Annotated in this window: 19 protein-coding genes and 1 pseudogene; 13 read left to right on the forward strand and 7 right to left on the reverse strand. The window is 66.1% G+C overall.

Translation table 11 applies throughout. The features are described from left to right. Position 1 precedes the first annotated feature (1 nt). The gene (locus BFL43_RS22635; protein ID WP_084894996.1) at positions 2-808 is read right to left on the reverse strand and encodes a glycosyltransferase family 2 protein; all 807 of its coding nucleotides are present in this window, start codon (positions 806-808) and stop codon (positions 2-4) included. On the opposite strand from BFL43_RS22635, the gene BFL43_RS22640 reads away from it, so the two are divergent. Further along, positions 792-1,667, forward strand: a complete 876-nt coding sequence (locus BFL43_RS22640) for a glycosyltransferase (RefSeq protein WP_084894998.1) — start codon at positions 792-794, stop codon at positions 1,665-1,667. The genes BFL43_RS22635 and BFL43_RS22640 overlap by 17 nt on opposite strands. Here the strand turns inward: BFL43_RS22640 and BFL43_RS22645 are convergent. Both BFL43_RS22645 and BFL43_RS22650 read right to left on the reverse strand, forming a co-directional pair. Beyond that, positions 1,611-2,858 (reverse strand): polysaccharide biosynthesis protein, encoded by a 1,248-nt coding sequence (locus tag BFL43_RS22645; RefSeq protein ID WP_084895000.1) that lies wholly within the window; start codon positions 2,856-2,858, stop codon positions 1,611-1,613. The two genes, BFL43_RS22640 and BFL43_RS22645, sit on opposite strands and share 57 nt — an antisense overlap. 34 nt (positions 2,859-2,892) lie before the next feature. After that, positions 2,893-4,257: a M1 family metallopeptidase gene (locus BFL43_RS22650; protein ID WP_168176703.1), complete on the reverse strand. Its 1,365-nt coding sequence runs from the start codon at positions 4,255-4,257 to the stop codon at positions 2,893-2,895. Between the two features lie 134 nt (positions 4,258-4,391). On the opposite strand from BFL43_RS22650, the gene BFL43_RS22655 reads away from it, so the two are divergent. Continuing rightward, positions 4,392-4,808 carry a DoxX family protein gene (locus tag BFL43_RS22655; protein ID WP_084895004.1) on the forward strand — a complete coding sequence of 139 codons (417 nt, stop codon included), beginning with the start codon at positions 4,392-4,394 and terminating at the stop codon, positions 4,806-4,808. 10 nt (positions 4,809-4,818) lie between these two features. Here BFL43_RS22655 and BFL43_RS22660 read toward each other — a convergent pair whose 3' ends face one another. Continuing rightward, the gene (locus BFL43_RS22660) at positions 4,819-8,619 is read right to left on the reverse strand and encodes a Pls/PosA family non-ribosomal peptide synthetase (protein ID WP_143695487.1); all 3,801 of its coding nucleotides are present in this window, start codon (positions 8,617-8,619) and stop codon (positions 4,819-4,821) included. A 298-nt stretch (positions 8,620-8,917) separates the two neighbouring features. Between BFL43_RS22660 and BFL43_RS22665 the strand changes: the two genes are divergently transcribed. From BFL43_RS22665 to BFL43_RS28700, 5 genes and pseudogenes are all read left to right on the forward strand, one after another. Beyond that, positions 8,918-9,895: an alpha/beta hydrolase gene (locus BFL43_RS22665; protein WP_084895008.1), complete on the forward strand. Its 978-nt coding sequence runs from the start codon at positions 8,918-8,920 to the stop codon at positions 9,893-9,895. A gap of 5 nt (positions 9,896-9,900) precedes the next feature. Beyond that, complete coding sequence (locus tag BFL43_RS22670; protein WP_084895010.1) at positions 9,901-11,088, forward strand: acyl-CoA dehydrogenase family protein; 1,188 nt, start codon at positions 9,901-9,903, stop codon at positions 11,086-11,088. 150 nt (positions 11,089-11,238) lie between these two features. Beyond that, a pseudogene (locus tag BFL43_RS22675) lies at positions 11,239-12,167 on the forward strand (TauD/TfdA family dioxygenase). 202 nt (positions 12,168-12,369) lie between these two features. Further along, on the forward strand, positions 12,370-13,260 hold the full coding sequence (locus tag BFL43_RS22680) for an oxygenase MpaB family protein (protein ID WP_084895244.1): 891 nt from the start codon (positions 12,370-12,372) through the stop codon (positions 13,258-13,260). Positions 13,261-13,284: 24 nt separating this feature from the next. Then, entirely contained in the window at positions 13,285-13,629 is a 345-nt protein-coding gene (locus BFL43_RS28700) for a hypothetical protein (RefSeq protein ID WP_143695476.1), read from the forward strand. On the opposite strand, the gene BFL43_RS22690 is transcribed toward BFL43_RS28700, so the two are convergent. Next, positions 13,599-15,521: an ABC transporter ATP-binding protein gene (locus BFL43_RS22690; protein ID WP_084895012.1), complete on the reverse strand. Its 1,923-nt coding sequence runs from the start codon at positions 15,519-15,521 to the stop codon at positions 13,599-13,601. The genes BFL43_RS28700 and BFL43_RS22690 overlap by 31 nt on opposite strands. Positions 15,522-15,654: 133 nt before the next feature. On the opposite strand from BFL43_RS22690, the gene fgd reads away from it, so the two are divergent. Continuing rightward, positions 15,655-16,665, forward strand: coding sequence for a glucose-6-phosphate dehydrogenase (coenzyme-F420) (gene fgd / locus BFL43_RS22695; protein WP_084895246.1), 1,011 nt, complete (start codon positions 15,655-15,657; stop codon positions 16,663-16,665). 69 nt (positions 16,666-16,734) lie between these two features. Here fgd and BFL43_RS22700 read toward each other — a convergent pair whose 3' ends face one another. After that, complete coding sequence (locus tag BFL43_RS22700; protein ID WP_084895014.1) at positions 16,735-17,553, reverse strand: DUF1206 domain-containing protein; 819 nt, start codon at positions 17,551-17,553, stop codon at positions 16,735-16,737. A gap of 333 nt (positions 17,554-17,886) precedes the next feature. Continuing rightward, positions 17,887-18,783, reverse strand: a complete 897-nt coding sequence (locus BFL43_RS22705; protein ID WP_084895016.1) for a LysR family transcriptional regulator — start codon at positions 18,781-18,783, stop codon at positions 17,887-17,889. An 82-nt stretch (positions 18,784-18,865) separates the two neighbouring features. On the opposite strand from BFL43_RS22705, the gene BFL43_RS22710 reads away from it, so the two are divergent. The 5 genes from BFL43_RS22710 (at position 18,866) to BFL43_RS22730 (ending at position 25,831) form a co-directional block, all read left to right on the forward strand. Continuing rightward, complete coding sequence (locus tag BFL43_RS22710; RefSeq protein ID WP_206186733.1) at positions 18,866-19,792, forward strand: DMT family transporter; 927 nt, start codon at positions 18,866-18,868, stop codon at positions 19,790-19,792. Between the two features lie 9 nt (positions 19,793-19,801). After that, on the forward strand, positions 19,802-20,362 hold the full coding sequence (locus BFL43_RS22715) for a TetR/AcrR family transcriptional regulator (protein WP_084895020.1): 561 nt from the start codon (positions 19,802-19,804) through the stop codon (positions 20,360-20,362). A gap of 141 nt (positions 20,363-20,503) precedes the next feature. Then, positions 20,504-22,492: a glycosyltransferase family 39 protein gene (locus tag BFL43_RS22720; RefSeq protein WP_084895022.1), complete on the forward strand. Its 1,989-nt coding sequence runs from the start codon at positions 20,504-20,506 to the stop codon at positions 22,490-22,492. A 44-nt stretch (positions 22,493-22,536) separates the two neighbouring features. Beyond that, positions 22,537-24,624 (forward strand): phosphate acetyltransferase, encoded by a 2,088-nt coding sequence (gene pta / locus BFL43_RS22725; protein WP_084895024.1) that lies wholly within the window; start codon positions 22,537-22,539, stop codon positions 24,622-24,624. Continuing rightward, a complete protein-coding gene (locus BFL43_RS22730; protein ID WP_084895026.1) occupies positions 24,617-25,831 on the forward strand; it encodes an acetate kinase in 1,215 nt (404 codons plus the stop codon). Before pta ends, BFL43_RS22730 begins: the two co-directional genes overlap by 8 nt. Positions 25,832-25,843: the final 12 nt, after the last annotated feature.

A 25,843-nucleotide genomic window follows, 5' to 3' on the forward strand; every position in this document is an offset into this window, starting at 1 on the left:
GTTATCGCCTCATCCGGCCGTGGAGCAGACCGTCGGCCAAGATGTTGACCCCGTTGAGCAACGACTGGCCCTTGGCCATCGAGTACTCGGTGTAGAGGATCGTCACGGGCTGCTCGGAGACCCGCCACTTGCGGCTGTCGATCAGCGCGACGAACTCCGACGCATGGCTCATCCCGTTCATGATCAGATCCAGTTCGTTCGCGACCTTCCTGTTGAACACCCGCAGGCCGTTGTGGGCGTCGGTCAGTCCGAGTCGCCGGGTGCGAGGGCTCAGGAACACGATGGTGCGCAATGCCATTCGTTTGATGATCGGAACGCTCTTGCTGCGATCGTCCGCGAATCGGGTGCCGATGACCATGTCCAGCGGCTCGGTGCGCAGACGCTCCAGCATGGCGACGACGTCGTCGACCTGGTGCTGGCCGTCGGCGTCGAAGGTGACGAAGTATTCCGCTCCCGGCTGCGATCTGGCGTACTCGACCCCGGTCTGAATGGCCGCCCCCTGCCCGAGATTCACCGGATGGCGTACCAATCGCACTCCGGCGGCCAGGATCTCGTCCGCGGACCCGTCTTTGCTGCCGTCGTCGACGCAGACGATGTTGGGGAACGTGAGTTTCGCGGCGGAGACGACCGAGCGGATGACCGGAGCTTCGTTGTACACCGGGACGATCAGCCAGACATCGCCGTTGCCGTCGACGGCAGGTGAGTCAGTGATCTCACACACCTCCGCGCGCTCGTCGAGAAGAAACAGGCCGATAGGGAGTCTAACGGCACCGGCGGCGTATTCTTCCACCGTGCTGGTCGACGTCATGCTGCCGTTCTACGGCGACATGTCCCTCTTCCAGGCCGCCGTCCGCAGCGTGCTCGCGCAGACCCATACCGACTTCCGGCTGGTCATGGTGGACGATCAATACCCCGACCCCGAGCCCGCGCGCTGGTTCCAGGACTTCGACGACCCCCGGTTGCAGTATCTGCGCAACAGCCAGAACCTCGGGGTCAACGGCAATTTCCGGCGCTGCATCGACCTCGCGGAGGCACCCGCGTTCACGATCATGGGGTGCGACGACCTGATGGGTCCAGACCATCTGGCCCGAGCCGTCGCCGCGCTGGCGGGGAACCCCGACGCCGCGATCGTGGCGAGCGGGGTCGAGGTCATCGACGCCTCCGGGACCGTCGTGCGGCCCCTGGGGGACCGGGTGAAGTCGATGCTGGCGCCGAGCGCGGCGACCACCCTGCGCGGCGAAGAACTGGCTGCCGGCCTGTATCGCGGCAACTGGACCTATTTCCCGTCGCTGCTCTGGCGCCGCGACATCGCCCGGCCGATCGGTTTCCGGGAGGGTCTGGAAGTGGTGCTGGATCTGGCGCTTCTCGTGGACATCGCCCGATCGGGTGGATCGCTGGTCTTCGATCCCGAGGTGACGTTCTCGTACCGGCGACACGTGGCGTCTGTCAGTTCGGTCCGTGCGGTCGACGGCAGGCGCTTCGCCGAGGAGCGGGAGTTCTTCGCGGCCGAGGCGAGGACGTGCCAGACGCTGGGCTGGACCACCGCCGCGAAGGCCGCCCGTCGCCATCCCACCTCCCGGCTGAACGCCGCGACACTGCTGCCGGGTGCGTTACTCGGTAGGCAGTGGCCGGTCGCCGGTGAGCTGGCCCGGCACCTCGTGCGCTGAACCCGCACGCGCCGCCGCGACGAAGTGTACGGCCATGCCGACCAGCGGGCCGACGATCAACGCGAGCGGAACCCGCACCTCGAGATCGGCCGGGATGAACAGCAGTCCGACGCTGGCCGCGGTGCCCACCCACCACCCCGTCGCGTAGAGGCGATGCCGGCCGGCTGCCAGCGCCATCGCACCGGTCAGCGTCAGCGCCGCCATCGCCACGGCCCCTGCGGTCAGGGCGGCCACCGTGGTCCCCGACAGCCGGTAGTCGCCACCGAAGATGTTCTCCAGCAACCACGGGCCGAGCAGCCAGGCGGCGACCGAGCCCACCGCGCCGACCCCGATGACGATGCCCAACGGCACCGCGAGGGCAGCGAGCAACCGGTCGCGATTCTCGACGAAGCGGCTGATGAGAGCACCCTGAAAGCTGTTCAGCGGCACCAGCAGTGGAGCCCTGGTCAAGGTCACCGCCAGGATCACCGCACCGGCTGCGGAGTCGAGGTCGCCGCTGGTGGATAGCTTGATGAGCACCGGGAAGCCCATGACCAGGATGGCGCTGGCCAGGGCCGCGGCCATGGCGGTGAACGTGTTGCGGGCGAGTTCGCGGGCCGCGACATCACCCCGGACGCCGAGGGCGTCGCGCGCGGGACGCAGGAACAGCAGCACGATGGCCGAGGACACCGTGCCCGCCACCGTGATGATCAGGAATGCGCCAAGGCCCCAGCCGGTGGCGACGGCGATGACGGTCAGGGCGAGGCGGATGAGGGCGTCGACGATGAGCAACGTCCCGAACGGGCCCCAGCGACCGAGTCCGGAGAGCGCGCCACCGAGGCCCGCGTAGATCCCGAACGCAGCGACCCCGACCGACAGCAGCGCCACCGATTCCAGCCGATGCGATTCGAACACAGTTGTTGCCCAACCGATCGCGGTGACGGCGACGACTGCGCCGAGGCCGAGGCCGACCATCGCGTTGAGCGGCATCGGACGCGCACCGGGCGCAGGTCCGTCCTTCATCCGCGCTCCCCGGACCGCGCGGGTCGTTTCTTGGAGTTGCCCGTTCTGGGTGCCCGTGACCAGGCCGAATGCCGACCAGAACACGGCGAACGCGGCATATCCGTCGGCCCCGAGCCCGCGGGCCGCGAGCAGCAACACCAGATATCCCGAGATCGCGGCGACCACTGTCGCCAGTGCCACCCGGCTCACGGGCCCACCTGGCTCATCGGGCCACCCCGTCCCACTAGAGCCCTGGGTACATCGGCAGCGACCGCTGCCCCAGCCACTTGTCCCAGAGATCGTTCAGCGGGTGCGGGCTGAACCGCGCGGCGAGCCCGGTGAAGTCCTCGGTGGTGACCGAGCTGTACCGGTATTGACGTGTCCACTCCCGCAGCAGATCGAAGAACTTGTCATCGCCTACCTGCTTACGCAGGGCGTGCAGGGTCAGCGCGCCGCGTTTGTACACCCGGTCGTCGAACATCCTGTCCGGCCCGGGGTCGCCGATGATCAAGTCGACCGGCGAGGCGGCGAGGCGGTCGTAGTACTTGCGTGCGTGCGCCTCGGCGGTCAACCCGCCCGAGTACTCCGACCACAACCATTCGCTGTAACAGGCGAAACCCTCGTGGAGCCAGATGTGTTTCCACCGGTTCAGCGTCAGAGAATTGCCGAACCACTGGTGCGCCAACTCGTGCGCGACCAGGCGTTCGTACGATCCGGAGCCGTCGCAGTGATTGGCGCCGAAGATCGACATGCCCTGGGCCTCGATGGGGATCTCCAACTCGTCGTCGGTGATCACCACGGAATACTCGGGAAATGGGTAGGGGCCGAACATGTCCACGAACGCATCCATCATCTGCCGCTGCTTGGCGAAGTCGTGTTCGACGTTGCGTCGCAGGGCGGGCGGGAAGACCGCGTGGATGGGAACGGGCCTGGTGGTCAGCGTCTTTCGGGTGTACTGGCCGACCTGGATGGTGGCCAGGTACGACGCCATCGGCTCGACCTGCTCGTACACCCACGTCGTCTGGGCGGCCTTGATCCGCTTGCGGATCAGCACCCCGTTGGCGACGGCCATGAACGGGGTGTCGGTGGTGATCGAGATGCCGTAGGCGGCCTTGGACGTCGGATGGTCGTCGCACGGATACCAGGACGCGGCCCCGTTGGGCTGACTCGCCACCAGCGAACCCTCCGTGAGCTCCTCCCAGCCGACGTCGCCCCACCGACCGCGGATCGGCCGCGGGTTACCCGCGTACTTCACCAGGATCGTCATGACGCCGCCCGCGGGCAGGTCTGTGGCCATCGTGATCGTCAGCTTGCGGTTGCGATGGGAGAATCGGCGCACCTTCTCGCCGTTGACGGTGACACGATCCACCTTCAGCGAGTTCGACAGGTCGAGGGAGAGCCGGCCCAGGGTGCTGACCGTGGTCGCGGTGATCACCGCGGTGCCCGCGAGACGGTTCGTGGACACCTTGTATTCGAGGTCGAGGTCATAACGGGATACGTGATACCCGAGATTCCCGTTTCCGGGCAGGTAGGGATCGATGCCGTCGGAAGGGTCGCCGAGGAGCGGCTGTCCGGTCCCACCTGACCGCCTGCCTGGTTTACCCGGCACAAATCCTCCAGTTCCAGCTGATTTTTGGTTCTTCATGACGTTACATGGAGTGTGCGGCGACGGCGCTCGAAGACCCGTGGTGCCGGCGGCCGGGTTTCCTCCACGCGTGTACATCGAGCTGAAGGACGACAGTCATGGGTACTTCTCGCAATTTCGCTTCTCTGGTGGCCAGGGTCATCCTCGGCGTCATCTTCATCTTCCACGGCTGGCAGAAGTTGCACACCAACGGAATCGGCGCCACCGAGGCCTACTTCAAGATGCTCGACATCCCGCTTCCGAAGGCCGCGGCCTGGTACTCCGCGCTGGTGGAGTTCGGCGGCGGGATCCTGCTGATCCTCGGGGTGCTGATGCCCCTGGTGTCGCTGTTGCTGATCGCCGACATGATCGGTGCGATCTTCTACGCCCACATCGACAACGGGTTCTGGAACGCTGACGGTGGCTTCGAGTTGCCGCTCGCGCTGATCGCCGGTCTCGTGGCCGTGGGGCTCGCCGAGACCGGCCGGACCGGTGCCGACGGATATCTCACGAACCGACGGCGAAACCGGGTCTAGCGCCACCACGTCAGTTCCACGGCGCAATCGGATTACCTTGCCAGCGGGTCGAATCCGGCACGACGTCACCGCGCATGACCAGAGACGCCGGGCCGACGGTGGCGCCGGCACCGAGCCCTGCGGCCGGCAGCGCCACACAGTGCGGCCCGAGGGTGGCGCCAGGTCCCAGGACCACCTCGTCGATCGCCATCACGCGGTCGTGGAACAGGTGGGTCTGTACCACGCAGCCGCGTTGCACGGTCGCACCGTCGCCGAGGGTGACGAGGTCGGCCTCAGGGAGCCAGTAGGTTTCACACCAGACGCCCTTGCCGATGTGGGCCCCGAGCATCCGCAGCCACAGGTTCAGGATGGGGGTGCCGGTCGCGGCGTTGGCGAACCACGGTGCCGCGACCGTCTCGACGAACGCGTCCGACAGCTCGTTGCGCCAGACGAACGAGCTCCACAGCGGATGTTCGGTGGCTTCGATCTTCCCGACCACGGCCCATTTGGCGGCGGCGGCGATACAGCAGGCCGCGGCCCCGGCCACCAGTAGGACCAGTCCGCTGACCGCAGCGGCGACGAAGAAGTTCGAGGACTGGGCGATGTACTGCAGGCCGATCAACACGAACAGTCCCAGCCCGTAGGTGATCATCACCGGGATCAGTCGCAATGTCTCCACGAACGCGCGGGCCGCCTTCAGCTTCAGCGGCGGATCGAAGGTCCGCGACGTGTCGGACTGCGCGGCGGCGCGGCGCAGGCGCACCGGTGGACTACCGAGCCAACTCGACCCCGACTTCGCCTTGCTGGGGGTGGCTGACAGCACGGCCACCAGGGAGTTCTTCGGGACCTTGCGACCCGGGCCGGTCATCCCCGAGTTGCCGAGGAAGGCGCGCTTGCCGACCTTGGCCTCGTCGATGTGCATCCAGCCACCGCCGAGTTCGTACGACGCGACCATGGTGTCGTCGGCCAGGAATGCGCCGTCGCCGACGGTGGTGAACTTCGGGATGACCAGCGCGGTGGAGATCTCGGTGCCCTTGCCGATGTCGGCGCCGAGGAGCCGGAACCACCAAGGCGTGAGCAGCGACGCGTACAGGGGGAACAGGAAGGTCCGCGCGGCGTCCATCAAGCGTTCGGTGACCCAGACCTGCCAGCCGACCCGAGACCGCACCGGGTGGTAGCCCTTCTGCATCCCGATCGACAACAGCCGCACCAGCACCGCGGTGATGACCGCGAAGACGAGCAGACTCACCAGGGTTGCGACCGGCAGCAGCGCGAGTGAGCGCAACGCGACCGACCGCAATCGGTCGGCTCCCGCGGCCCAACTGCCGATCACCGCGAGGCCGGCACCGAGGGAGAGCAGAGGGACCCCTGCGAGCAGGATGGACGAGACGCCGAAGATCGGCACCCAGTAGCTGCGCTTCTCCGGCCGGTGATCGGGCCAGGGCCGCTGCGCCTTACCGGTCTTCACCGCGGGTGACCCGGCCCAGAGCTGACCGCCCTTGATCTTGCCCATCACCGCACTGCCGGGGGCGATCTCGGCGTTCGTGCCGATGCGCGTACCGGGCATCAGCGTCGACCGCGAACCGACACTCGCCCCGGCCCCGATCTCGATGTCACCGATGTGGACGACGTCGCCGTCGATCCACCAGCCGGCCAGATCGACCTCGGGCTCCACCGAACAGCCGTCGCCGAGCGTGATCATGCCGGTCACCGGTGGCAGGGTGTGCATGTCGACGCCGTGACCGATCTGCGCACCCAACGAGCGGGCGAAGTAGATCATCCAGGGGGCTCCGGACAGATTCGCGGCGCCGCTCGCCTCGGTCAGGCGTTCGGCGATCCACAGCCGCAGATGCACCGAGCCGCCGCGCGGATAGTCACCGGGTTCGACCCCGGCCAGCAACATCCGGATCCCGGCCGCCGCCGTGACCATCCGCCCCAACGGGGTGATGAACACGATGAAGGCGACGACGACGATCCACCAGCTGATCGGGGTGATCCAGGCGGCGTCGTAGAAGTGCAACAGCAGGTTGTTGGCGATGGCCAGCCAGGTCACCCACTGCAGACCAGTGAGTGTGGTCAGCGGGACCGACAGCGCCACCTGCGCGATCCCGGCCCGGCGTGGGGTCGGTTCGACTATCCGTGGCTCGGTGACGGCTCCCGGGTTGATGTCGTCGAGCATCTGCGCCAGCGAACCGAGGCGGGGATGGGCGTAGAGGTCGGCGACGGTCACGGTCGGGAAGCGCTGGCGCAGGATCGTCACCAGTTGGGCTGCGGCCAACGAGCCGCCACCCTCGGAGAAGAAGTCGGCCTTGGTGTCGGTGAGCGTCACCCCGAGCACCGACGTCCAGTGCTGGGCGACCCAGGCCTCGGTGGCGCCGAGATGGCTGGTGTCGTCGTCCCCGCCTGCGGAGGGCAGCGGCCAGGGCAGGGCGTTGCGGTCGACCTTTCCGGAGGTGCGCGTGGGTAGTTCGTCGACCAGGACGAGCCGGGGGATCAGGGCTGCGGGCAGCTGGTCGGACAGGTGGTCGCGGGCCGCGGCGAGGTCGAAGTCGGGATCGGTGGAGACCAGGTATCCCACGAGCACGGAGTTGCCTGCGGCCGACTTTCGGACCGCGGCTGCCGCGCCGCCGACGCCGGGCAGATGCTGCAGGGCGTTGTCGACCTCGCCGAGTTCGATGCGGCGTCCACCGACCTTCACCTGATCGTCGGCGCGGCCCATGAACACCAGGCCCTCGACCTCGAACCGGACCAGGTCGCCGCTGCGGTAGGCGCGATCCCAGCCCAGGGTGGCCATGGGCGAGTACTTCTCGGCGTCTTTGGCCGGGTCGAGGTAGCGGGCCAGTCCGACGCCGCCGATGACGAGTTCGCCGACCTCCCCGGGCGCGACCTGCACGCCTTCGGCGTCGACGACGGCCAGATCCCAGCCGGCCAGCGGCAGCCCGATGCGCACGGGCTTGCTGCCATCGAGCAGTGCGGCGCAGGCGACGACGGTCGCCTCGGTCGGACCGTAGGTGTTCCAGACCTCTCGGCCGTCCACGGCGAGACGTTCGCCGAGCTCGGGCGGGCACGCCTCACCGCCGAAGATCAGCAGCCGGACGGCTTCGAGGGCCTCCGGCGGCCAGAGCGAGGCGAGGGTCGGGACCGTCGAGACCACGGTGATGTCTCGCTGGACGAGCCACGGCCCGAGGTCCATCCCGGACCGCACCAGCGACCTCGGGGCGGGGACGAGGCAGGCGCCGTGACGCCAGGCCAGCCACATTTCTTCGCAGGACGCGTCGAAGGCGACGGACAGGCCGGCCAGCACCCGGTCACCCGGGCCCAGCGGCTCGCCCTGCAGGAACATCTCCGCCTCCGCATCGACGAACGCGGCGGCGTTGCGATGGGTGACCGCGACGCCCTTCGGGGTGCCCGTCGAACCGGAGGTGAAGATGATCCAGGCGTCGTTGTCGACGTCGGGGCGCACCGCGTCACCATCGGTGTCAGTGCGCGCGAGCCCCAGGTCGGAGGGCCACGTCAGTCCATCGGCGCCGAGGATCGCTGCCACCTTCGCCTCACCGAAAACCAGGGTGGCGCGCTCCGGCGGATCGTCGGCGTCGACCGGGACGTAGGCGGCTCCGGCGGCGAGGGTCGACAGAATCGCGAGATAGAGCTCACGGGAGCCCGACGGCATCCTGATACCGACCCGGTCACCTCGACCGATGCCCCTGCTCCCCAACCACAGGGCGCCCTCGTCGACGAGTTCCATCACCTCGGAATAGGTGAGGACAACGTCGCCGTCGTCGATGGCGGGCGCATCGGGATGGGCTGACGAGGTCTCCGTCAGGATGTCCATCAGGGTGCGTGCGGTCGGCGCCTGCGCAGATCTGTTGAACTGCGCGAGGGTCGGAGCGGTCACCGAGGTCCTTCCTTCGTCGTACTTGGTCCGGTCATTGTCTCAGCTGGGCGCGCACCGCGATGCCCACGAGAGGACGGGTCGAGCATTTTCCCGCTATCAAGCTGGCCCAACAGCGCAGGTGAGCGCCGTAACTTCACCGACGGTTGGCCTCCCGTTCACAAATGCAGAACCGGCGGGCCTTGTCCATGCAGGCGGCGCGCAGCAGGATGGAAGTAACCGTGGAAGGGAGTAACAGATGGTTGTGACCAGACACCGCCACCCGAGCCTTCGCTCGTACCCGGTCTGGCTGGCGTCGCGACTGCTGATCAAACCGGCCCTGACGCTGTGGCCGATCGGCGCACTGGGGCTGCGGCCGCTGTTCCTGATCGACGAGATCTTCGCCCTGGGACCCAAGGCCAAGGGGATAGTCAGGGAGCAGATGGAACTGGCTGGTCGGCCGGTGGAACTGTCACTGCCCGCAGGCCCGAGCAACCGCGACGAGGCCACCGCGATCCTGTACCTGCACGGCGGCGCGATGGTCGTGTGCGGTCTTGCCACGCACCGGGCGGTCGCGTCTCGGTTGTGCCGCGACACCGGACTGCCCGTGTACTCCGTCGCCTACCGGCAGCTGCCCGAGGCAGGGGTCGGCACCTCTGCCACGGACGCCTATCAGGCCTACCGGGAGCTCATCACCGAGCGAGGCTTCTCTCACGTGGTGGTGGCCGGGGACTCGGCCGGTGGCTTCCTGTCGGGCAAGGTCATCGAGTTCGCGCACCGGGACGGAATGCCTGCTCCCGCGGCATTCATCGGTTACTCGCCGCTGCTGGATCTCGATCTCGCGGCCAACCCGGACCGGACCAGCAGGTCCGACGCGTATCTGCCGATCGCCAAACTGGGGAAACTCCGGCCGCGTTTCGATCAGGGCCCGATCGCGCTGCGCGGCGCCCGCCGCATTGCCGACGTCCCGTCGGAGGCGTTCCCACCGACGATCCTCGTCACGGCCGAAGACGAGATGCTCGAACCCGACGCGCTGGAATTGATCGAGAAACTGGCGGCCGACGGGGTACAGGCCGAATTGCACAGCTATTCGTGGCAGGTCCACGCGTTCCCGGTGCTCGCGGGCAGGCTGCCCGACGCACTGCGGGCCATTGCGCGCACGGCCGCATTTGCCAAGGAGGCCGCCGCTGCGGCGCGGGCCAGGCGCGGAAACAGTGAACTAGAAGGAGTGGGTTGATCTCGATGTCCGACAAGCAGACCTTGGCCGAGTTGTTCGCCACCGATCCACTCATCACCGACGACGAGCGCGAGATCCGGGACACCGTTGCGGCGTTCGCCTCCTCGAAACTGCGGCCGCACGTGGCCGAGTGGTTCGAGGATGGCTCGCTTCCGGTCCGGGAACTCGCCGCCGGACTCGGTGAGCTCGGGGTGCTGGGGATGCACCTCGACGGTTACGGCTGCGCCGGGATGTCGGCCACCACCTATGGTCTGGTCTGTACCGAACTCGAGGCCGTGGACAGCGGATTGCGGAGCTTCGTCTCGGTGCAGGGTTCGCTGGCCATGTTCGCGATCCACGAGTTCGGCTCGGAGGAGCAGAAACAGCAATGGCTCCCCGACATGGCTGCCGGGAAGGCGATCGGGTGCTTCGGGCTGACCGAGCCCGACTTCGGGTCCAACCCGGCGGGGATGCGGACGAACGCGAAGCGCGATGGAGACGACTGGGTGCTCAGCGGCACCAAGATGTGGATTACCAACGGCTCGGTCGCAGATGTCGCGGTCGTGTGGGCGCGCACCGATCTCGGCGAAGGCTCCAAGGGTGTTCGCGGGTTCGTGGTGCCCACCGACACCCCTGGGTTCAGCGCGCCGGAAATCAAACACAAACTCTCCCTGCGTGCCTCGGTGACCTCGGAACTCGTCCTCGAGGAGGTGCGGCTGCCCGGATCGGCGATGCTGCCCGGTGTCGAGGGGTTGCGCGGACCGCTGAGTTGTCTGAACGAGGCCCGTTTCGGCATCGTTTTCGGCTCGGTGGGGGCCGCGCGCGATTGCCTGGAGACGGCGATCGACTACGCCGGGGAGCGGGACGTCTTCGACAAGGCCCTGTCCGGCTACCAGCTCACCCAGGCGAAATTGGCGGACATGGCGCTCGAATGGGGCAAGGGGATGTTGCTCGCCCTGCACCTCGGCCGGCTCAAAGACGCGGGCTCACTGCGGCCGGAGCAGGTCAGCCTCGGCAAACTGAACAACGTCCGGGAAGCGATCAAGATAGCCCGGGAATGCCGAACGATACTGGGCGCCAACGGCATCACCCTCGAGTACCCCATCATCCGACACGCCAACAACCTGGAGTCGGTGCTGACGTACGAGGGCACCTCGGAGATGCATCAGCTGATGATCGGCAAGGCGCTGACGGGCCACGACGCCTTCCGCTGATCACCTTCCCGCAAACCCACTCGGAGTAGCTGGGTGTGTGGGGCGCTGGCGCCCTTCGGCTCACGCTGCGTCATAACGTTCTCAAGAAGAGGCGCGGCAACTACGTTCGCGGAGAACATATTCGCAGTCCAGTTCTTCGGGAGGTAGGCCATGTCTGCACAGATCGACGTCGTGAAAATCGGGGGCAACATCGGCGCACGGGTGGACGGGGTCACGCTCTCGGGTGATCTCGACTCCGCGACGCTGACATCGATCAACGACGCCTTGCTCGCCCACAAGGTGATCTTCTTCCGCGGGCAGGATCACCTCGACGACGACGGTCAGCTCGCGTTCGCGCGGTCCCTCGGCATCCCGACCATCGCCCACCCGACGGTCACCTCCCGTGGCGACACCATCTTGCCGATCGATTCCGACTACGGCCGGGCGAACAGTTGGCACACCGACGTCACCTTCGTCGATCGGATTCCCAAGGCGTCGATCCTGCGTGCGGTGACCCTGCCTACCTACGGTGGGTCCACGACCTGGGCGAACACGGTCACCGCGTATGAGAATCTTCCGGCATCCCTGAAAGCGCTGGCCGACAATCTATGGGCGGTGCACACCAACGTGACCGACTACGCCGGGACGGCAGCCGAACTCGTGAACGCTAGAAATGCGCAGGAATATCGCGGGAGTTCCAGTCGTCGTATTACGAGACCGAGCACCCCGTCGTGCGAGTGCATCCCGAAACCGGTGAGCGGGCGTTGCTCCTCGGCAACTTCGTCAAGCGCTTCGTCGACCTCGGTAGCGTCGAATCGGCGGAGCTCTTCAATGTCCTGCAGGCCCGGATCATCAGGCTGGAGAACACGGTTCGCTGGAACTGGGAGGCCGGCGACCTGGCGATCTGGGACAACCGTGCCACTCAGCACTACGCGGTTGCCGACTACGACGACCAGTACCGCCGACTGAACCGGATCACTCTGGCCGGTGACGTCCCCGTCGGTGTCGACGGTGCGCAGAGCCGAGTCGTGACCGGTGACGCCTCACATTTCTCGGACATCGTCGACCCACTGGCATCTGACCGGGCCGTGGCGGTCTGACGACCGTTGGAGGCGGAGCGCGCTGCTCCTGAAACCGGAGGATCTCTCAGGTCCTCCGGTTTCGGCTATGTCCTCCGGTTGGAGTCGGAGGAACTCGCGAGAGTCGGAGGGTCTGCCAGATCCTCCGACTTCGGGGAGGGCCGCGCTGCGGCAGCAATGGAACACTATGGAGATACTGTTCCATTGCTGCTACGGTTTCACCATGACCGACGCAATAGACACGCCGTCTGCAGACCTGGTGGACGATGCGGCTCGTCCGGAGCTCGTCGGAGCTCCACTCGGGCCAGGGTCGCTGACCTGGAAGTACTTCGGCGACAGCCGCCTGGGTCTGCTCGGGCCGCGTCCTGCCGTTCTCGAGAACATGCTGCCCGCACTGGGGCAGGCCGTCATGGAGCACTCGGTGTTCTTCGACGATCCGTTTGCCCGGATCAAGCGGTCTCTGCCGGGGATCTACGGCACGGTCTACTCTTCCGAAGGCGATCCGGTGGGTGCGATGGTTCGTGATTTCCACACCGACATCAAAGGCACCATGCCTGATGGGGATCGGTATCACGCGCTGAACCCGGAGACCTACTACTGGGCGCACGCGACGTTCGTCGACGCGTTGCTCACCGGTACCGATCGGATGATCAAGAGGCTGACCGACGCGGAGAAAGAACAGATCTACGCGGAATCGATCACCTGGTATCGCCGCTACGGCGTCAGTGATCGTCCGATGCCCGCCACCTACGCGGACTTCGTCGAGTACTGGGATCGCACCGTCGACGAAGTTCTCATCCCGCACAAAACTGCCAGATACGGAGTCGGATACGTCACGAAGGGTTATCCGCTGCCACCCGGCATGCACCCGCTGGTGTGGAAGGTGCTCTCCCGCCTGGTGAATCCGTTCGCGGCCTTCATCACCACCGGCGGTATGCCGGAACGCTCGCGGGAGCAGCTCGACCTGCCCTGGAGCGAGCGCAAGGAGCGCAACTACCGGCGGTTCTGTGCCGGCGTCCGCGCGATCGATCCGCTCTACCGGCGGCTGCCGGCGAAGGTCCGATACAACAAGTACGCCCTGAAGGGATTCGCGCAGGCCGGAGTGCGGCCCTGAGGGGTGGCCGTGTTCACTTGAGGCATGCACGTTCTGAAGAGGCTCGGTTCCAGCCTGACCGTGATCGGCTCGCTGGTGCTGATGATTTGTGTCGCATTGTTGTCGGTGAGCTGGGCAAATGACGGCAGATGGGGCTGGTTCGCGCTCGGGATGGTGATCATCGCCGTCAACATCGCATTGGTGGCGACCGAACTCCGGCCCAAGCCCAAGCCTTTGCCCTGGACGATGTCCGAGGTCCGAGAGGTCACCGATGGCATCGACAACGAGGTCAACGCCATCCGCAAGTTACGTCGCGCAGACCGGGGTCTGAGCCTGGAGAAGGCCGCGAGCCTGGTGCGTCAGGCGCGGTCCGAGGGCACCGACGGCTGAGCAGACTCACCGGGTACCGAGCCGTCCGCGAACTGCGTCCGGTACAGCTCCGCGTAGCGACCACTGCGGGCCAGCAATTCGAGGTGGGTTCCGCGTTCGACGACCCGCCCGGCCTCCAGCACCAGGATCTCGTCGGCGGCCCTGATGGTCGACAACCGGTGCGCGATCACCACCGATGTCCGCCCTTCCAATGCCTCGGCCAGAGCTTCCTGCACCGCGGCCTCCGAGGTCGAGTCCAAGTGTGCGGTCGCCTCGTCCAGGATCACGACCGCGGGATGGGCCAGCAGGAGTCGCGCGATGGTCAGACGCTGACGCTCGCCGCCTGACAACCGGTAGCCCCGCTCGCCGACGACGGTGTCCAGACCGTCTGCCAGGCCGGCAACCAGCCCGTCCAGACGCGATCGACGCAGTGAGTCCCAGATGTCCTGTTCGGTGGCGTCAGGATTGGCGAGCAGCAGGTTCGCTCGTACCGTGTCGTGGAACAGGTGACCGTCTTGGGTGACCAAGCCGATCGCGCGATGCAACGATCCGCTCTCCAGGTCACGAATGTCATTGCCGCCGAGTCGAACAGCGCCGGAATCGACGTCGTAGAGTCGGGTGGCCAGCTGTGCGATCGTCGACTTGCCTGCGCCCGAGCTGCCCACCAGCGCCACCATCTTGCCTTCCGGCACAGTGAAGGACACGTCGTGGATGACTTCTTCTCCACCTCGTTTGTCCAGGGTCGCAACTTCTTCCAGTGATGCCAGCGAGACCTTGTCGGCCGAGGGATAGCCGAAGTGGACATTCTCGAAGCTCAGTGACTGCTGGCCGGTGGGCGCGGCGATGGCGTCGGGCCTGTCGGTGATCAACGGTGCCAGGTCGAGGACCTCGAAGACGCGCTCGAAGCTGACCAAGGCGCTCATGATCTCGACGCGTGCGTTCGCCAGCGCGGTCAGTGGTGCGTACATGCGGGTGAGCAGCAGTGCGAGGGAAACCACGGCGCCGGCATCGAGATGTCCCTGCAGTGCCAGGTATCCGCCGAGTCCGTAGATCAGGGCCAGCGCGAGTGCGGACACCAGGGTGAGTGAGGTGACGAAGATGCTCTGCGCCAAAGACCGTCGGACGCCGATGTCCCGGACCTTGTCCGCGCGCCACGAGAACTCCGCGGACTCCTGGCTGGGTCGGCCGAACAGCTTGACCAGCGTCGCGCCGGGAGCCGAGAACCGCTCGGTCATCTGCGTCGACATCAGCGAGTTGTATTCGGCGGCCTCGCGGGACAGCGCGGCCATGCGCCTACCCATCCGTCGTGCGGGAAGCACGAACAGTGGCAGCAAGACCAGCGCCAGCATCGTGATCTGCCAGCTGATGGAGATCATCACGGCCAAGGTCAGGGTGAGGGTCACGATGTTCGACACGACGCCCGACAGGGTGTCGGAGAACGCGCGCTGAGCGCCGATGACGTCGTTGTTCAGTCGGCTCACCAGCGCGCCGGTGCGGGTTCGGGTGAAGAACGCGATGGGCATCTTCTGGACGTGATCGAAGACCGAGCGGCGCAGGTCGTAGATCAGACCCTCGCCGATGTTCGATGACAGCCAGCTGACGACGAGCCCGGTCGCGGCTTCGGCCACCGCAATGACCGCGATCAGGACCGCGAGCCACACCACGGTCGACGTGGCGCCGTCGCCGACGATGTTGTTGACCACCTGTCCGGCGAGAACAGGCGTGACCACGGTGAGGATGGCGACGACGATGCTCAGGATCATGAACACCGTGAGTTTGCCGCGATGTGGCTTCGCGAACGCGGCGATACGGCGCACCGTGACCCCGCGGTTCTCGCGGCGACGTTCCTTGCTCAGGTCGGGCCCGTTCATCGACCGATACATCGTGTTCCAGGCAACTGACTCCATACTCATGATCTCTACAGTAGAAGTTCAAGTTCACTTGAAGTCAATGGCTTCCGCCGAGGGCTGAATCGACCGCTCGCCGAAGTGCCCTTCGGTGATTGTGGTGAACTGGAATGACTACACGGCGGATGAGGGAGATGGTCTGGTGGCATTGCGACTCGGATACAAGGCTTCGGCAGAGCAGTTCAACCCGCGTGAGCTGGTCGAGATCGCGGTGGCGGCCGAGGAACACGGTATGGATTCGGTGGCGGTGTCCGATCATTTCCAGCCGTGGCGGCATGAGGGTGGGCATGCCCCGTTCTCGTTGGCGTGGATGGCCGCGGTCGGTGAGCGCACCAACCGGGTGCAGATCGGCACGTCGGTCATGACGCCGACCTTCCGCTACAACCCCGCGGTGATCGCGCAGGCGTTCGCGTCGATGGCCTGCATGTACCCGGGCCGGATCATGCTCGGTGTCGGCACCGGCGAAGCCCTCAACGAGTACGCGACCGGATTCCAGGGTGAGTGGCCCGAGTTCAAAGAACGCTTCGCGCGGTTGCGGGAGGCGGTCCGGTTGATGCGCGAGCTGTGGACCGGCGACGAAGTGAACTTCGACGGTGAGTACTACAAGACCCAGGGCGCCTACATGTACGACATCCCCGAGCAGCCGGTGCCGGTGTACATCGCCGCCGGTGGCCCGGTCGTCGCCCGCTACGCGGGCCGGTCGGGTGACGGTTTCATCTGTACCTCGGGCAAGGGGATGGAGCTCTACACCGAGAAGCTGATCCCGTCGGTGAAAGAGGGCGCGGATAAGGCCGAGCGGAACTTCGACGACATCGACCGGATGATCGAGATCAAGATCTCCTACGATCCCGACCCCGAGCTGGCGTTGGAGAACTGCCGGTTCTGGGCGCCGCTGTCGCTGACGCCCGAGCAGAAGCATTCGGTCAACTCGTCGACGGAGATGGAACGCCTCGCCGACGAGCTACCGATCGAGCAGGTCGCCAAGCGCTGGATCGTCGCCTCTGATCCCGACGAGGCCGTCGAGAAGGTCAAGGCGTACACCGACGCCGGCCTCAACCACCTGGTCTTCCACGCACCGGGCCACGACCAGCAACGGTTCCTGACCAACTTCCAGAAAGACCTCGAACCCCGCCTGCGCAAGCTCGGCTAGTCCGGTTTTGGTGGGTTCTGGCGAGCGTTTCCCCAGGTCGGGCTCGCCAGAACCCACCACTTTCGGGTCTTACATGCGGGAGTAACGGGCCATCGCGAAGCTGTAGAGACCGTAGGCGGCGATACCGATCCCGGCGAGGATCAGCAGGAACTTGCCGAACGGCGCTTCGCCCAGGGTCTTGACAGCCCCGTCGATACCGGTGGCCTTGGACGGGTCCGAGTTGATGGACGCGACGATCACCAGGATTCCTGCGCCGATCAGGACCAACCCCTTTGCGGCGTAGCCGACGACGCCGAGCGGGGTGATGATCGTCCCGTCGGAGGTCTTCAGGTCGTCCAGGAAGTTCTTCGTGACGCCTTTGTAGACGTGATAGCCGCCGACGGCGATGATGATCAGTCCGACGACCACCAGCAGGGTCTTTCCCGCGGTGTTCTCCATCAGGCGTGCGGACAGGCCCGAGTTCTGCTTCCCGCTCGACTCGCCGCTGCCCCGCGCGAATTGCACCGCCGAGAACGCGAAGGCGAAGTAGACGACGGCCAAGCTGGCCGCCTTGGCTCGGTCGAACAGCCCGGACGCACCAGAGTCCCCGCTGCCCGGTTCGGTCGCGTGGGGACCGACGATGGTCTCCGCGACTCGCCACAGCGCCATGGCCACGAACGCGACCGCTGCGATCCACAACACCAGCGCGCCACCGGGTTTGCCGGTCAGCGTGCCCAGCGCGCCTGATTGATCGGCGCTGCCGCCGTCCCCGAAGGCGATCCGGAAGATGATGTATGCGATGAGCAGGTGGAGCAATCCGCTGACGATGTGCCCGGCGCGCGCAGCGCGTTCGAACGCCGTGCTGTCGGTGGCTCTGTCCACCGCGCCACTCACTCTGTTTTCAGCCATGGGCACCTCTGACGTGTAGTGATGAGACGGGGCGCGGTCTGGACCTCGTGGACTCCTCAACATTAGTGCGCCTATGGTCGGCTTCGTCACAGGAGGCCGTTCCTGGCTCGACTCAGGTGCGCACCGCGCCTATGTTGGGGAACGCGATCAACGAGTGCACGTCAGTCAAGAAGTGAGTCAGTGCCGACTCCGGCGGCATCTATCTTTCTCACTCCAGGAGTCTTCAGTGCAGTTCTTTCCCCTTCTCGTCGTCCTTCAGGGCATCCTTCTGTCGACGTGGATGATCTACGGCATGGCCGCGATCATCGTCCGCCGCGCCGACCAGACGCCTCCTCAGGCTGCTTGACGCACGTCGACCCGCTCTCGGAGCAGGTCGATGATTCGCCGCACCGCAGGGTTGTCGCGTACCGCCTCCCGGGTTCGGACGGCGATCGTCCGCATCGGGGTCGGATTGATCAATGGCCTCGCCACCAAGCCTGTCGGCAAGATCCCGATACCGAGTCGGGGCAGCACGGTGATGCCGACGCCTGCAGCGACGAAGCTGATCGCGGTCGGATAATCGTGCGTCTCGATGTGGAATCCGGGACTGAAGCCCACCACCGAACAGGCATCGAGAATCGATTGCCGGCATGGGCCCCGCGACACATCGTTGTCGACCCACCGCTCGTCGCGCAGAGCGGCGAGTTCCACGTGTTCGCGGCCGGCGAGCGGATGGTCCTCGGGCAAGACCACCACGTAGGGCTCGCTCAGCAGTTCCTCGACGTCGTATCCGCGCAGCGATGTCGACGCGGCACCTTCGACGTAGATTTCCACGTCGGGGTCACCCGAAGAATCGTGGGCGAGTTCGATGAGCCGCAAATCGACACGGAGCCTTGGGAACTCGTGCGTGATCGCGGCGATCACCGGAGGTATCCAGGCTGCGCCGGCCGATGCGAAGTAACTCACGGACAAACTGCCGACTCGCCCCGAGCGCAGATCTGAGACGAGTGATTCGAGTTCTGCCAGCCGTTCGAGGACCTGGGCGGCTTCCTCGGCGAGTGTCCGGCCCGCGGCGGTCGTCTCTATGCCGCGACCATGTTTCTCGACAAGGGTGAGGCCGGTTTCCCGTTGCAGGGCGGTGAGGTGCTGGCTGATCGCCGATGGCGTGTATCCGAGCGCGGCCGCGGCGCCGTTGATGGAGCCGGCCGCGACGACGGCCCGAAAGATACGTAAGCGGTGCACATCGAGCATCTGCTAACCGTACAGCCGGACTGAAGTGTCATCAAGAAGTAATCGCTTGTGCTTACGTATGCGCGTCGGCGACAGTGGACATATGAAAGCCAAGCTCTCGGGCAACCTGGCCGTTGTCGCTGCAGTGATCACCGTGCTGCTGTGGGCGTCGTCGTTTGTCGTCATCCGTTTTGTCGGGGAATCGTTGTCGCCCGGGGCGATGGCCTTCTCCCGCCTCTCGGTCGGGGCGGCGGTCCTGGCGGTGATCGCGGTGCGATACCGCAGGCCCATCCCGCGCGGTCGCGCCCTGGCGCTGGTCATCGGCTACGGACTGCTGTGGTTTGCGGCGTACACGGTATTGCTGAACTGGGCCGAACAGCACCTGGACGCCGGCACCGCCGCCCTGCTCGTCAACTTCGCCCCGATACTCGTGGCGATCTTCGCCGGTCTGTTCATGGGCGAAGGGTTTCCGCGACCACTGGTCGTCGGGATCGTCATCGCGTTCGCCGGGGTGCTGCTGATCGCTCTCGGAGGCTCCGGCGGCAGCCACAACGACCGACTCGGCATCATCCTCGGCCTGATCACCGCCGTTCTCTATGCGGCCGGTGTACTCATGCAGAAGGTTGCTCTTCGCACGGTGGACGCGGTGACCGCTACGTGGGTGGGCTGTTTCGCGGGCCTGCTCGCAACCACTCCGTTCGCGCCGCAGGCGGTGGGCGAACTGGCCGACGCATCCGCCGGGGCGATCGCCGGCGTGGTGTTCCTGGGTGTCGGACCGACCGCGATCGCGTTCCTGACCTGGGCGTACGCGTTGTCGCGTACCGACGCAGGCAAGATGGCCGCGACAACTCTCGCGGTTCCCGCGATCGCCATCGGGCTGTCGTGGGTGTTCCTCGGTGAGGTTCCGACCGCGCTCGGGCTGGTTGGCGGCGCCATGGCGTTGACCGGCGTCGCGATCAGCAGGCGCAGGCCCCGGCAACAGACGCCCGCTGTCGATGCCCAGGTACCCGAAGCGAGCCCGACCTCCTAACCTTCATGTATGGATCGTGAGCGGATGGTCGACGTCGCCATCGCAGTGGTGGAGAGATTCGGTGCGCGGGCGCTGAGTCTGACGTCGGTCGCCCGGCATGCCGGTGTCGGCCGAGCGACTGCGTACCGGATGTTCGGAGGTCGCGACGAACTCGTCCAGGCGATCGTCGAGCGTGAGGTGAAGACTCTCGGCGATCTGATCAAGGAATGGACGGCCTCCCAGTCCGAACCGGCTGACAAGGTCCGGATCCTCGTCATCAACGTGATGGCGTATATCCGCAAACATGAGGCGCTGCAGTACATTCTGCAGAACGAACCGGAAGAGATCATCACGACCCTGGTCGCCCGCGGGCCTGACCGGGGGACCGATGTCACCATTGTCGACCTGATCGTGGCCAACAGCGTCGGCAACTTCGAGGGAGAGCCCGAACTCGAGGCCGCGCTGGTGCCCGATTCGCGTCGGGCCACCGAGCTGATGGTCCGAGTCGTGTACTCGTACATGCTGATTCCGCGCAGCGCGATGTCTGACGAGGACATCGCCGACATGGTGGTGCGCTCGGTGATCCGCTAGTCCGATCTTGGTGGGTTCGGGCGAGCATTTGCCCAGGTCGCGCCAACCAGAACCCACCAAGATCGGACGCGCGCGGGCGCTCCCAGGAACCTCCCAGGGTTCGCGCAGCCGTAGCGCAACCGGCGATCGCACTGTGGTCGCATGACAACTCTGCTGAGCCGGCCCGCGGCCGAACCCGACGAAGGGCGACACCGCGCGCCTGATCCGAAACCACGAGAGAGGGTGGCCTGGTCGCGGCCGGCGGTGGCGATCCTGCTCGTGGCCACCGCGATCCTCTACATCTGGGATCTGTCCGCGAGCGGGTACGCGAACACCTTCTACGCCGCAGCCGCGCAGGCCGGTGGCGAGAGCTGGAAGGCGTGGTTCTTCGGATCTCTCGACGCCCAGAACTTCATCACCGTCGACAAACCGCCCGCCAGTCTGTGGGTGACCGGTCTGTCGGTTCGATTGTTCGGGATGAGCTCGTGGGCCGTTCTTGTGCCTCAGGCGCTCATGGGTGTCGGATCGGTGGGACTGTTGTATCTGACGGTGAGGCGGGCCATCACTGATCAGCGACTGGCCACAGCCGCTGGGCTGATCGCCGGCGGAGTGCTCGCATTCACACCTGCTGCGGCTCTGATGTTCCGGTTCAACAACCCCGACGCGCTGTTGGTGCTGTTGATGGTGGCGGGTGCCTATTGCGTGATGCGGGCGACGGCCGCAGGTTCCGGGCGCTGGCTCGCAATGGCCGGTGTCGCCCTCGGGTTCGCCTTCCTGACCAAGATGCTGCAGGGCTTGCTGGTCCTGCCTGCCTTCGGTCTCGTCTACCTTCTGCTGGCGAACACCGGCTGGGTGCGACGGGTGCTGCATCTGCTGGGTGCCGCCCTCGCGCTCGTCGCGGCGGCCGGCTGGTGGGTACTCGCCGTAGCACTGTGGCCGGCGAGCGCGCGCCCGTACATCGGCGGCTCGACGGACAACACCGTGATGGACCTTGTGCTCGGCTACAACGGGCTGGGCCGGATCTTCGGCGCCTCCGGGGGTGGCGGTGGCCAGGGTGGCGCAGGATCGAGCTTCGGTGGTGCCACCGGCCTGAGCCGATTGTTCTCATCGGAGATGGGTTACGAGATCTCCTGGCTGCTGCCCGTGGCCCTGCTGGTGATCGCCTTCGGGGTGTACCTCGCAGTACGTCGCGGGCCGAATACGTTGACGCACAACACCAAAGCCGCGCTGGTGCTGTGGTCAGGCTGGCTCGTGGTGACCGCCCTGGTATTCAGCTACATGAGCGGCACCATCCACCCGTACTACACCGTCGCGCTTGCTCCCGCGATTGCGGCGCTCGTCGGTGTCGGAGGTGTCCTGGCGTGGGAGCGCCGCGGCACGGCGATCGGCCGGCTGATGCTGGCGGCGATGATCGTCGCTGCGTCCGCCTGGTCCCTCGTGCTGCTCGACCGTGCCGACTTCGGCCCGGTCTGGATCCGATGGGTGATGATCTCGGTCGCTGCGGTGTCGGCGGTGGCGATCGTCGTCGGCGGCCGGTGGCGCAAGACGTTCGCGACCGCGGTGCTGATCGGCTCACTCGCCGGATTCGGCGGAGTGGGTACGTTCGCGATCGCGACCGCCGCGACGGCGCACAGTGGTTCGATTCCGACCGCGGTCAGCTCGGTCGGTGACTCTGGCATGGGTGGCGGCGGCATGGGCGGCCCCGGTGGTCAGGGCGGGACACGCGGTACCCCACCGGCCGGAGGACAGGCACCCACCGGCCAGGCGGGGACCGAACAGCCGACGGGGGCGGATGGCGGCATGGGCGGGGGCGGTGATGTCAGCGCGAACACCGAGCTGACCGCACTGCTCGAAGCCTCGGACGCCACGTGGGCAGCGGCGACCGGTGGGTCCCAGTCTGCGGCACAACTCGAGATCGCCAGCGGCACATCGGTGATGGCCATCGGCGGCTGGAGTGGAGACCCTACCCCGACGCTCGAGGAGTTCATCGCCTACGTGCAGGACGGCAAGATCGGGTACTACATCTCCGGCGGCCAAGGAGGCGGCGGAATGGGCGGCTCGGAGTCGAGTGCACAGCAGATCTCCGAATGGGTGGCGGCCAACTACACCGCGACCACGGTCGGGAGCAGCACCGTCTACAAGCTCACATAGCCGGTGGGCACGAAGAGCCGATGTGGCCCACTATGGTGGGCCACATGGGCTCTTCCTCGTCGAGCAGCATCTATCTGGCCTCACCCGAAGGCGACACCGGCAAGTCGACGGTGGCGCTGGGGATGTTGCACCTACTGGCTGCCTCCGGAGGGCGGGTGGGGGTGTTCCGGCCGATCTCGCGTACCAACTCCGGCCAGCGTGATTACATCCTGGAACTCCTGATCGAGCACGACTCCACCGATCTGAGCTACGAGGACTGCATCGGCGTCACGTATGACCAGGTGCACGCCGACCCCGATGGCGCGTTGAGTGAGATCGTCACCCGCTTCCATGCGGTCGAGCAGCGGTGCGACGCCGTCCTCGTGATCGGTTCCGATTACACCGACATCGCCAGTCCATCCGAGCTCAGTTTCAATGCCCGGATCGCCGCCAATCTCCAGACGCCGATGCTGCTGGCCCTCAAAGCAGCAGAACGCAGCGAGGCCGAGGTCGTGGGTTTGGCGGAACTCTGCCTGGCCGAGCTGGCCGCCAACCACGCCCAGGCGGTCGCGTTGATCGCAAACCGTTGTGACCCGGCGCGGCTGGCCCAGGTGAAAGAAGCACTGGAGTCGGCGACCGGCCTGCCCGCCTGGGCGCTGCCGGAGGATCCGGTGCTGATCGCCCCCACCGTCGGAGAATTGATGGCCGAGTTGGGCGGTGCGATCTACAGTGGCGATCCCGAACTGCTGAGCAGGGAAGCGATGCACGTGATGGTCGGCGGGATGACTGTCGAACACATCTTGGAGCGCCTCACCGAAGGGCTGGCCGTGATCACCCCGGCCGATCGGTCCGACGTCCTGGTCTCGCTCGTCGCCGCAAATGCGGCCGAAGGGTTCCCCAAGCTCTCCGGCATCATCCTCAACGGCGGCCTCAAGCCGCACCCCAAGATCGCTGCGTTGATGGAGGGATTGCAGTCCTCGCTACCGATCATCACCTGTGAACAGGGAACGTACGAAACAGCGCGGGCGGCAGCACATGCCCGGGCCCGGATGAACATCGACTCGGTCCGCAAGATCGATGTCGCACTCAACCTGATGGAAGAGCACGTCGATTCGGTGGGGCTGCTCGAGAAGCTGCAGTTGCCGATTCCCGAGGTCGTCACCCCGCAGATGTTCGAGTACCAGCTGATCGAGCAGGCCCGCAAGAACAAGAAGCGAATCGTGTTGCCGGAGGGCGGTGATGACCGCATCCTGCGAGCAGCGGGGCGGTTGCTGCGGCGGCAAGTCGCCGATCTCACCATCCTCGGTGACGAATGCGCCGTCCGGGACCGGGCTGCCGAATTGGGCATCGACCTGTCCGATGCCACCGTCATCGACCCGGCCACCTCGGAGCTCCTCGACGAGTTCATCGACACCTACACCGAGTTGCGCAAGCACAAGGGCATGGACAAGCAGCGGGCCCGAACGATCGTGCAGGACGTCTCGTATTTCGGCACGCTGATGGTGCAACTCGGCTATGCCGACGGCATGGTTTCGGGGGCGGTGCACACCACCGCACACACCATCCGTCCGGCGTTCGAGATCATCAAGACCGTGCCGGGAGTCTCGACGGTGTCGAGTGTCTTCTTCATGTGTCTCGCCGATCATGTTCTGGCCTATGGGGATTGCGCTGTGGTTCCCGATCCGACAGCCGAGCAACTCGCCGACATTGCCATCTCGTCGGCTGCGACCTCGGCCCGCTTCGGTATCGAGCCACGGGTCGCGTTGCTCTCGTACTCGACCGGGGAATCCGGCAGCGGCGCCGACGTCGAGAAGGTGCGTGAGGCGGCCAAACTCGTGCGCGAGCGGGCCCCGGAACTGTTGATGGAAGGGCCCATCCAGTACGACGCCGCGGTCGACCCGTCGGTGGCGAGCACGAAGATGCCCAACTCACCCGTGGCCGGTCAGGCGACCGTACTGATCTTCCCGGACCTCAACACCGGAAACAACACCTATAAAGCCGTGCAACGCAGCGCTGACGCCGTGGCTGTCGGGCCTGTCCTGCAAGGTCTGCGTAAACCGATCAACGACCTGTCCCGCGGCGCACTCGTGTCCGACATCGTCAACACCGTCGCGATCACCGCGATCCAAGCCCAGGGGCAACCAGATGAGTGAAGCTGATTCGACCGACACCGTCTTCGTCTTGAACGCCGGCTCGTCGTCGCTGAAATACCAGTTGGTGCGCCCGGCATCGGGTGAGGTTGTCGCACACGGCCTGGTCGAGCGAATCGGGGAAAGCAGTGCCAAGGTCGTACTCATCCGCGGCGACGACACGAAAGAGTTCGTCGGTGAGATCGCCGATCACCGGGCCGGGCTGGCGAAAGCCCTGGAGCTGTCGAGGGTGCAGGATCGGGATCTGACGTCCGAAGGCATCACCGCCGTCGGCCACCGGGTTGTCCATGGCGGGCCGAAGTTCTACAAACCGACCGTCATCGACGACGACGTGATCGAGGCCATCAACGAACTCGAAGACCTGGCACCGCTGCACAACCCGGTCAACGTCCTCGGCATCGAGGCGATCCGGGAGCTGCTCCCGGATGTACCATCCGTGGCCGTCTTCGACACCGCGTTCTTCCATGATCTTCCCGACCACGCCGCCGCCTACGCGATCGACAAAGCGCTCGCAGATGCCCACCACATCCGGCGCTACGGATTCCACGGAACCTCCCACGAGTACGTGTCGCAGCAGACCGCCGAGTTCCTGGGCGCCGACCCGGAGAGCCTGAACCAGATTGTGCTCCACCTGGGTAACGGCGCGTCGGCGTCGGCCATCGAGGGCGGTAGGCCGATCGAGACCTCCATGGGTCTGACCCCGCTCGAGGGTCTGGTCATGGGAACCCGCAGCGGCGACATCGATCCCGGCGTCGTGATGTACCTCCGCCGCGCGGCGGGGATGGACGTCGACGAGATCGACGCCGTGCTGAACCGACAGTCGGGATTGAAGGGTCTGTGCGGGGAGAACGACTTTCGCGCGCTGACCGAACGGGTGGAGGCCGGTGACGCCGACGCGACGCTGGCGTACAACGTGTACATCCATCGCCTGCGCAAATACATCGGCGCCTACATGGTGTCTCTCGGTCGGACCGACGCCATCGTCTTCACGGCCGGCGTCGGCGAGAATGCAACGAAGGTGCGCGCCGACGCAATGGCCGGTCTCGAGAACTTCGGGATCCAGCTCGACGCCGAGCGCAACGCCGCGAGAAGCCATGAGGCCAGGATCATTTCGACGGACGACTCGGCGGTGACCGTGTTGGTCGTCCCGACCAACGAGGAACTGGCCATCGCCAGACAGTCGGTGCAGGCGCTCAAAGCCCGCCCCTGACCCCGATGATGT

It is taken from the genome of Williamsia sp. 1135 (genome assembly GCF_002095395.1).
Lineage (GTDB): Bacteria > Actinomycetota > Actinomycetes > Mycobacteriales > Mycobacteriaceae > Williamsia.

Coding starts and splice junctions, on each gene's coding strand:
- BFL43_RS22635 (WP_084894996.1), bottom strand. CDS start 808: ATGACGTCGACCAGCACGGTGGAAGAATACGCCGCCGGTGCCGTTAGA.
- BFL43_RS22655 (WP_084895004.1), top strand. CDS start 4,392: ATGGGTACTTCTCGCAATTTCGCTTCTCTGGTGGCCAGGGTCATCCTC.
- BFL43_RS22660 (WP_143695487.1), bottom strand. CDS start 8,619: ATGGACATCCTGACGGAGACCTCGTCAGCCCATCCCGATGCGCCCGCC.
- BFL43_RS22665 (WP_084895008.1), top strand. CDS start 8,918: ATGGTTGTGACCAGACACCGCCACCCGAGCCTTCGCTCGTACCCGGTC.
- BFL43_RS22670 (WP_084895010.1), top strand. CDS start 9,901: ATGTCCGACAAGCAGACCTTGGCCGAGTTGTTCGCCACCGATCCACTC.
- BFL43_RS22680 (WP_084895244.1), top strand. CDS start 12,370: ATGACCGACGCAATAGACACGCCGTCTGCAGACCTGGTGGACGATGCG.
- BFL43_RS28700 (WP_143695476.1), top strand. CDS start 13,285: ATGCACGTTCTGAAGAGGCTCGGTTCCAGCCTGACCGTGATCGGCTCG.
- BFL43_RS22690 (WP_084895012.1), bottom strand. CDS start 15,521: ATGAGTATGGAGTCAGTTGCCTGGAACACGATGTATCGGTCGATGAAC.
- BFL43_RS22700 (WP_084895014.1), bottom strand. CDS start 17,553: ATGGCTGAAAACAGAGTGAGTGGCGCGGTGGACAGAGCCACCGACAGC.
- BFL43_RS22705 (WP_084895016.1), bottom strand. CDS start 18,783: ATGCTCGATGTGCACCGCTTACGTATCTTTCGGGCCGTCGTCGCGGCC.
- BFL43_RS22710 (WP_206186733.1), top strand. CDS start 18,866: ATGAAAGCCAAGCTCTCGGGCAACCTGGCCGTTGTCGCTGCAGTGATC.
- BFL43_RS22715 (WP_084895020.1), top strand. CDS start 19,802: ATGGATCGTGAGCGGATGGTCGACGTCGCCATCGCAGTGGTGGAGAGA.
- BFL43_RS22720 (WP_084895022.1), top strand. CDS start 20,504: ATGACAACTCTGCTGAGCCGGCCCGCGGCCGAACCCGACGAAGGGCGA.
- pta (WP_084895024.1), top strand. CDS start 22,537: ATGGGCTCTTCCTCGTCGAGCAGCATCTATCTGGCCTCACCCGAAGGC.
- BFL43_RS22730 (WP_084895026.1), top strand. CDS start 24,617: ATGAGTGAAGCTGATTCGACCGACACCGTCTTCGTCTTGAACGCCGGC.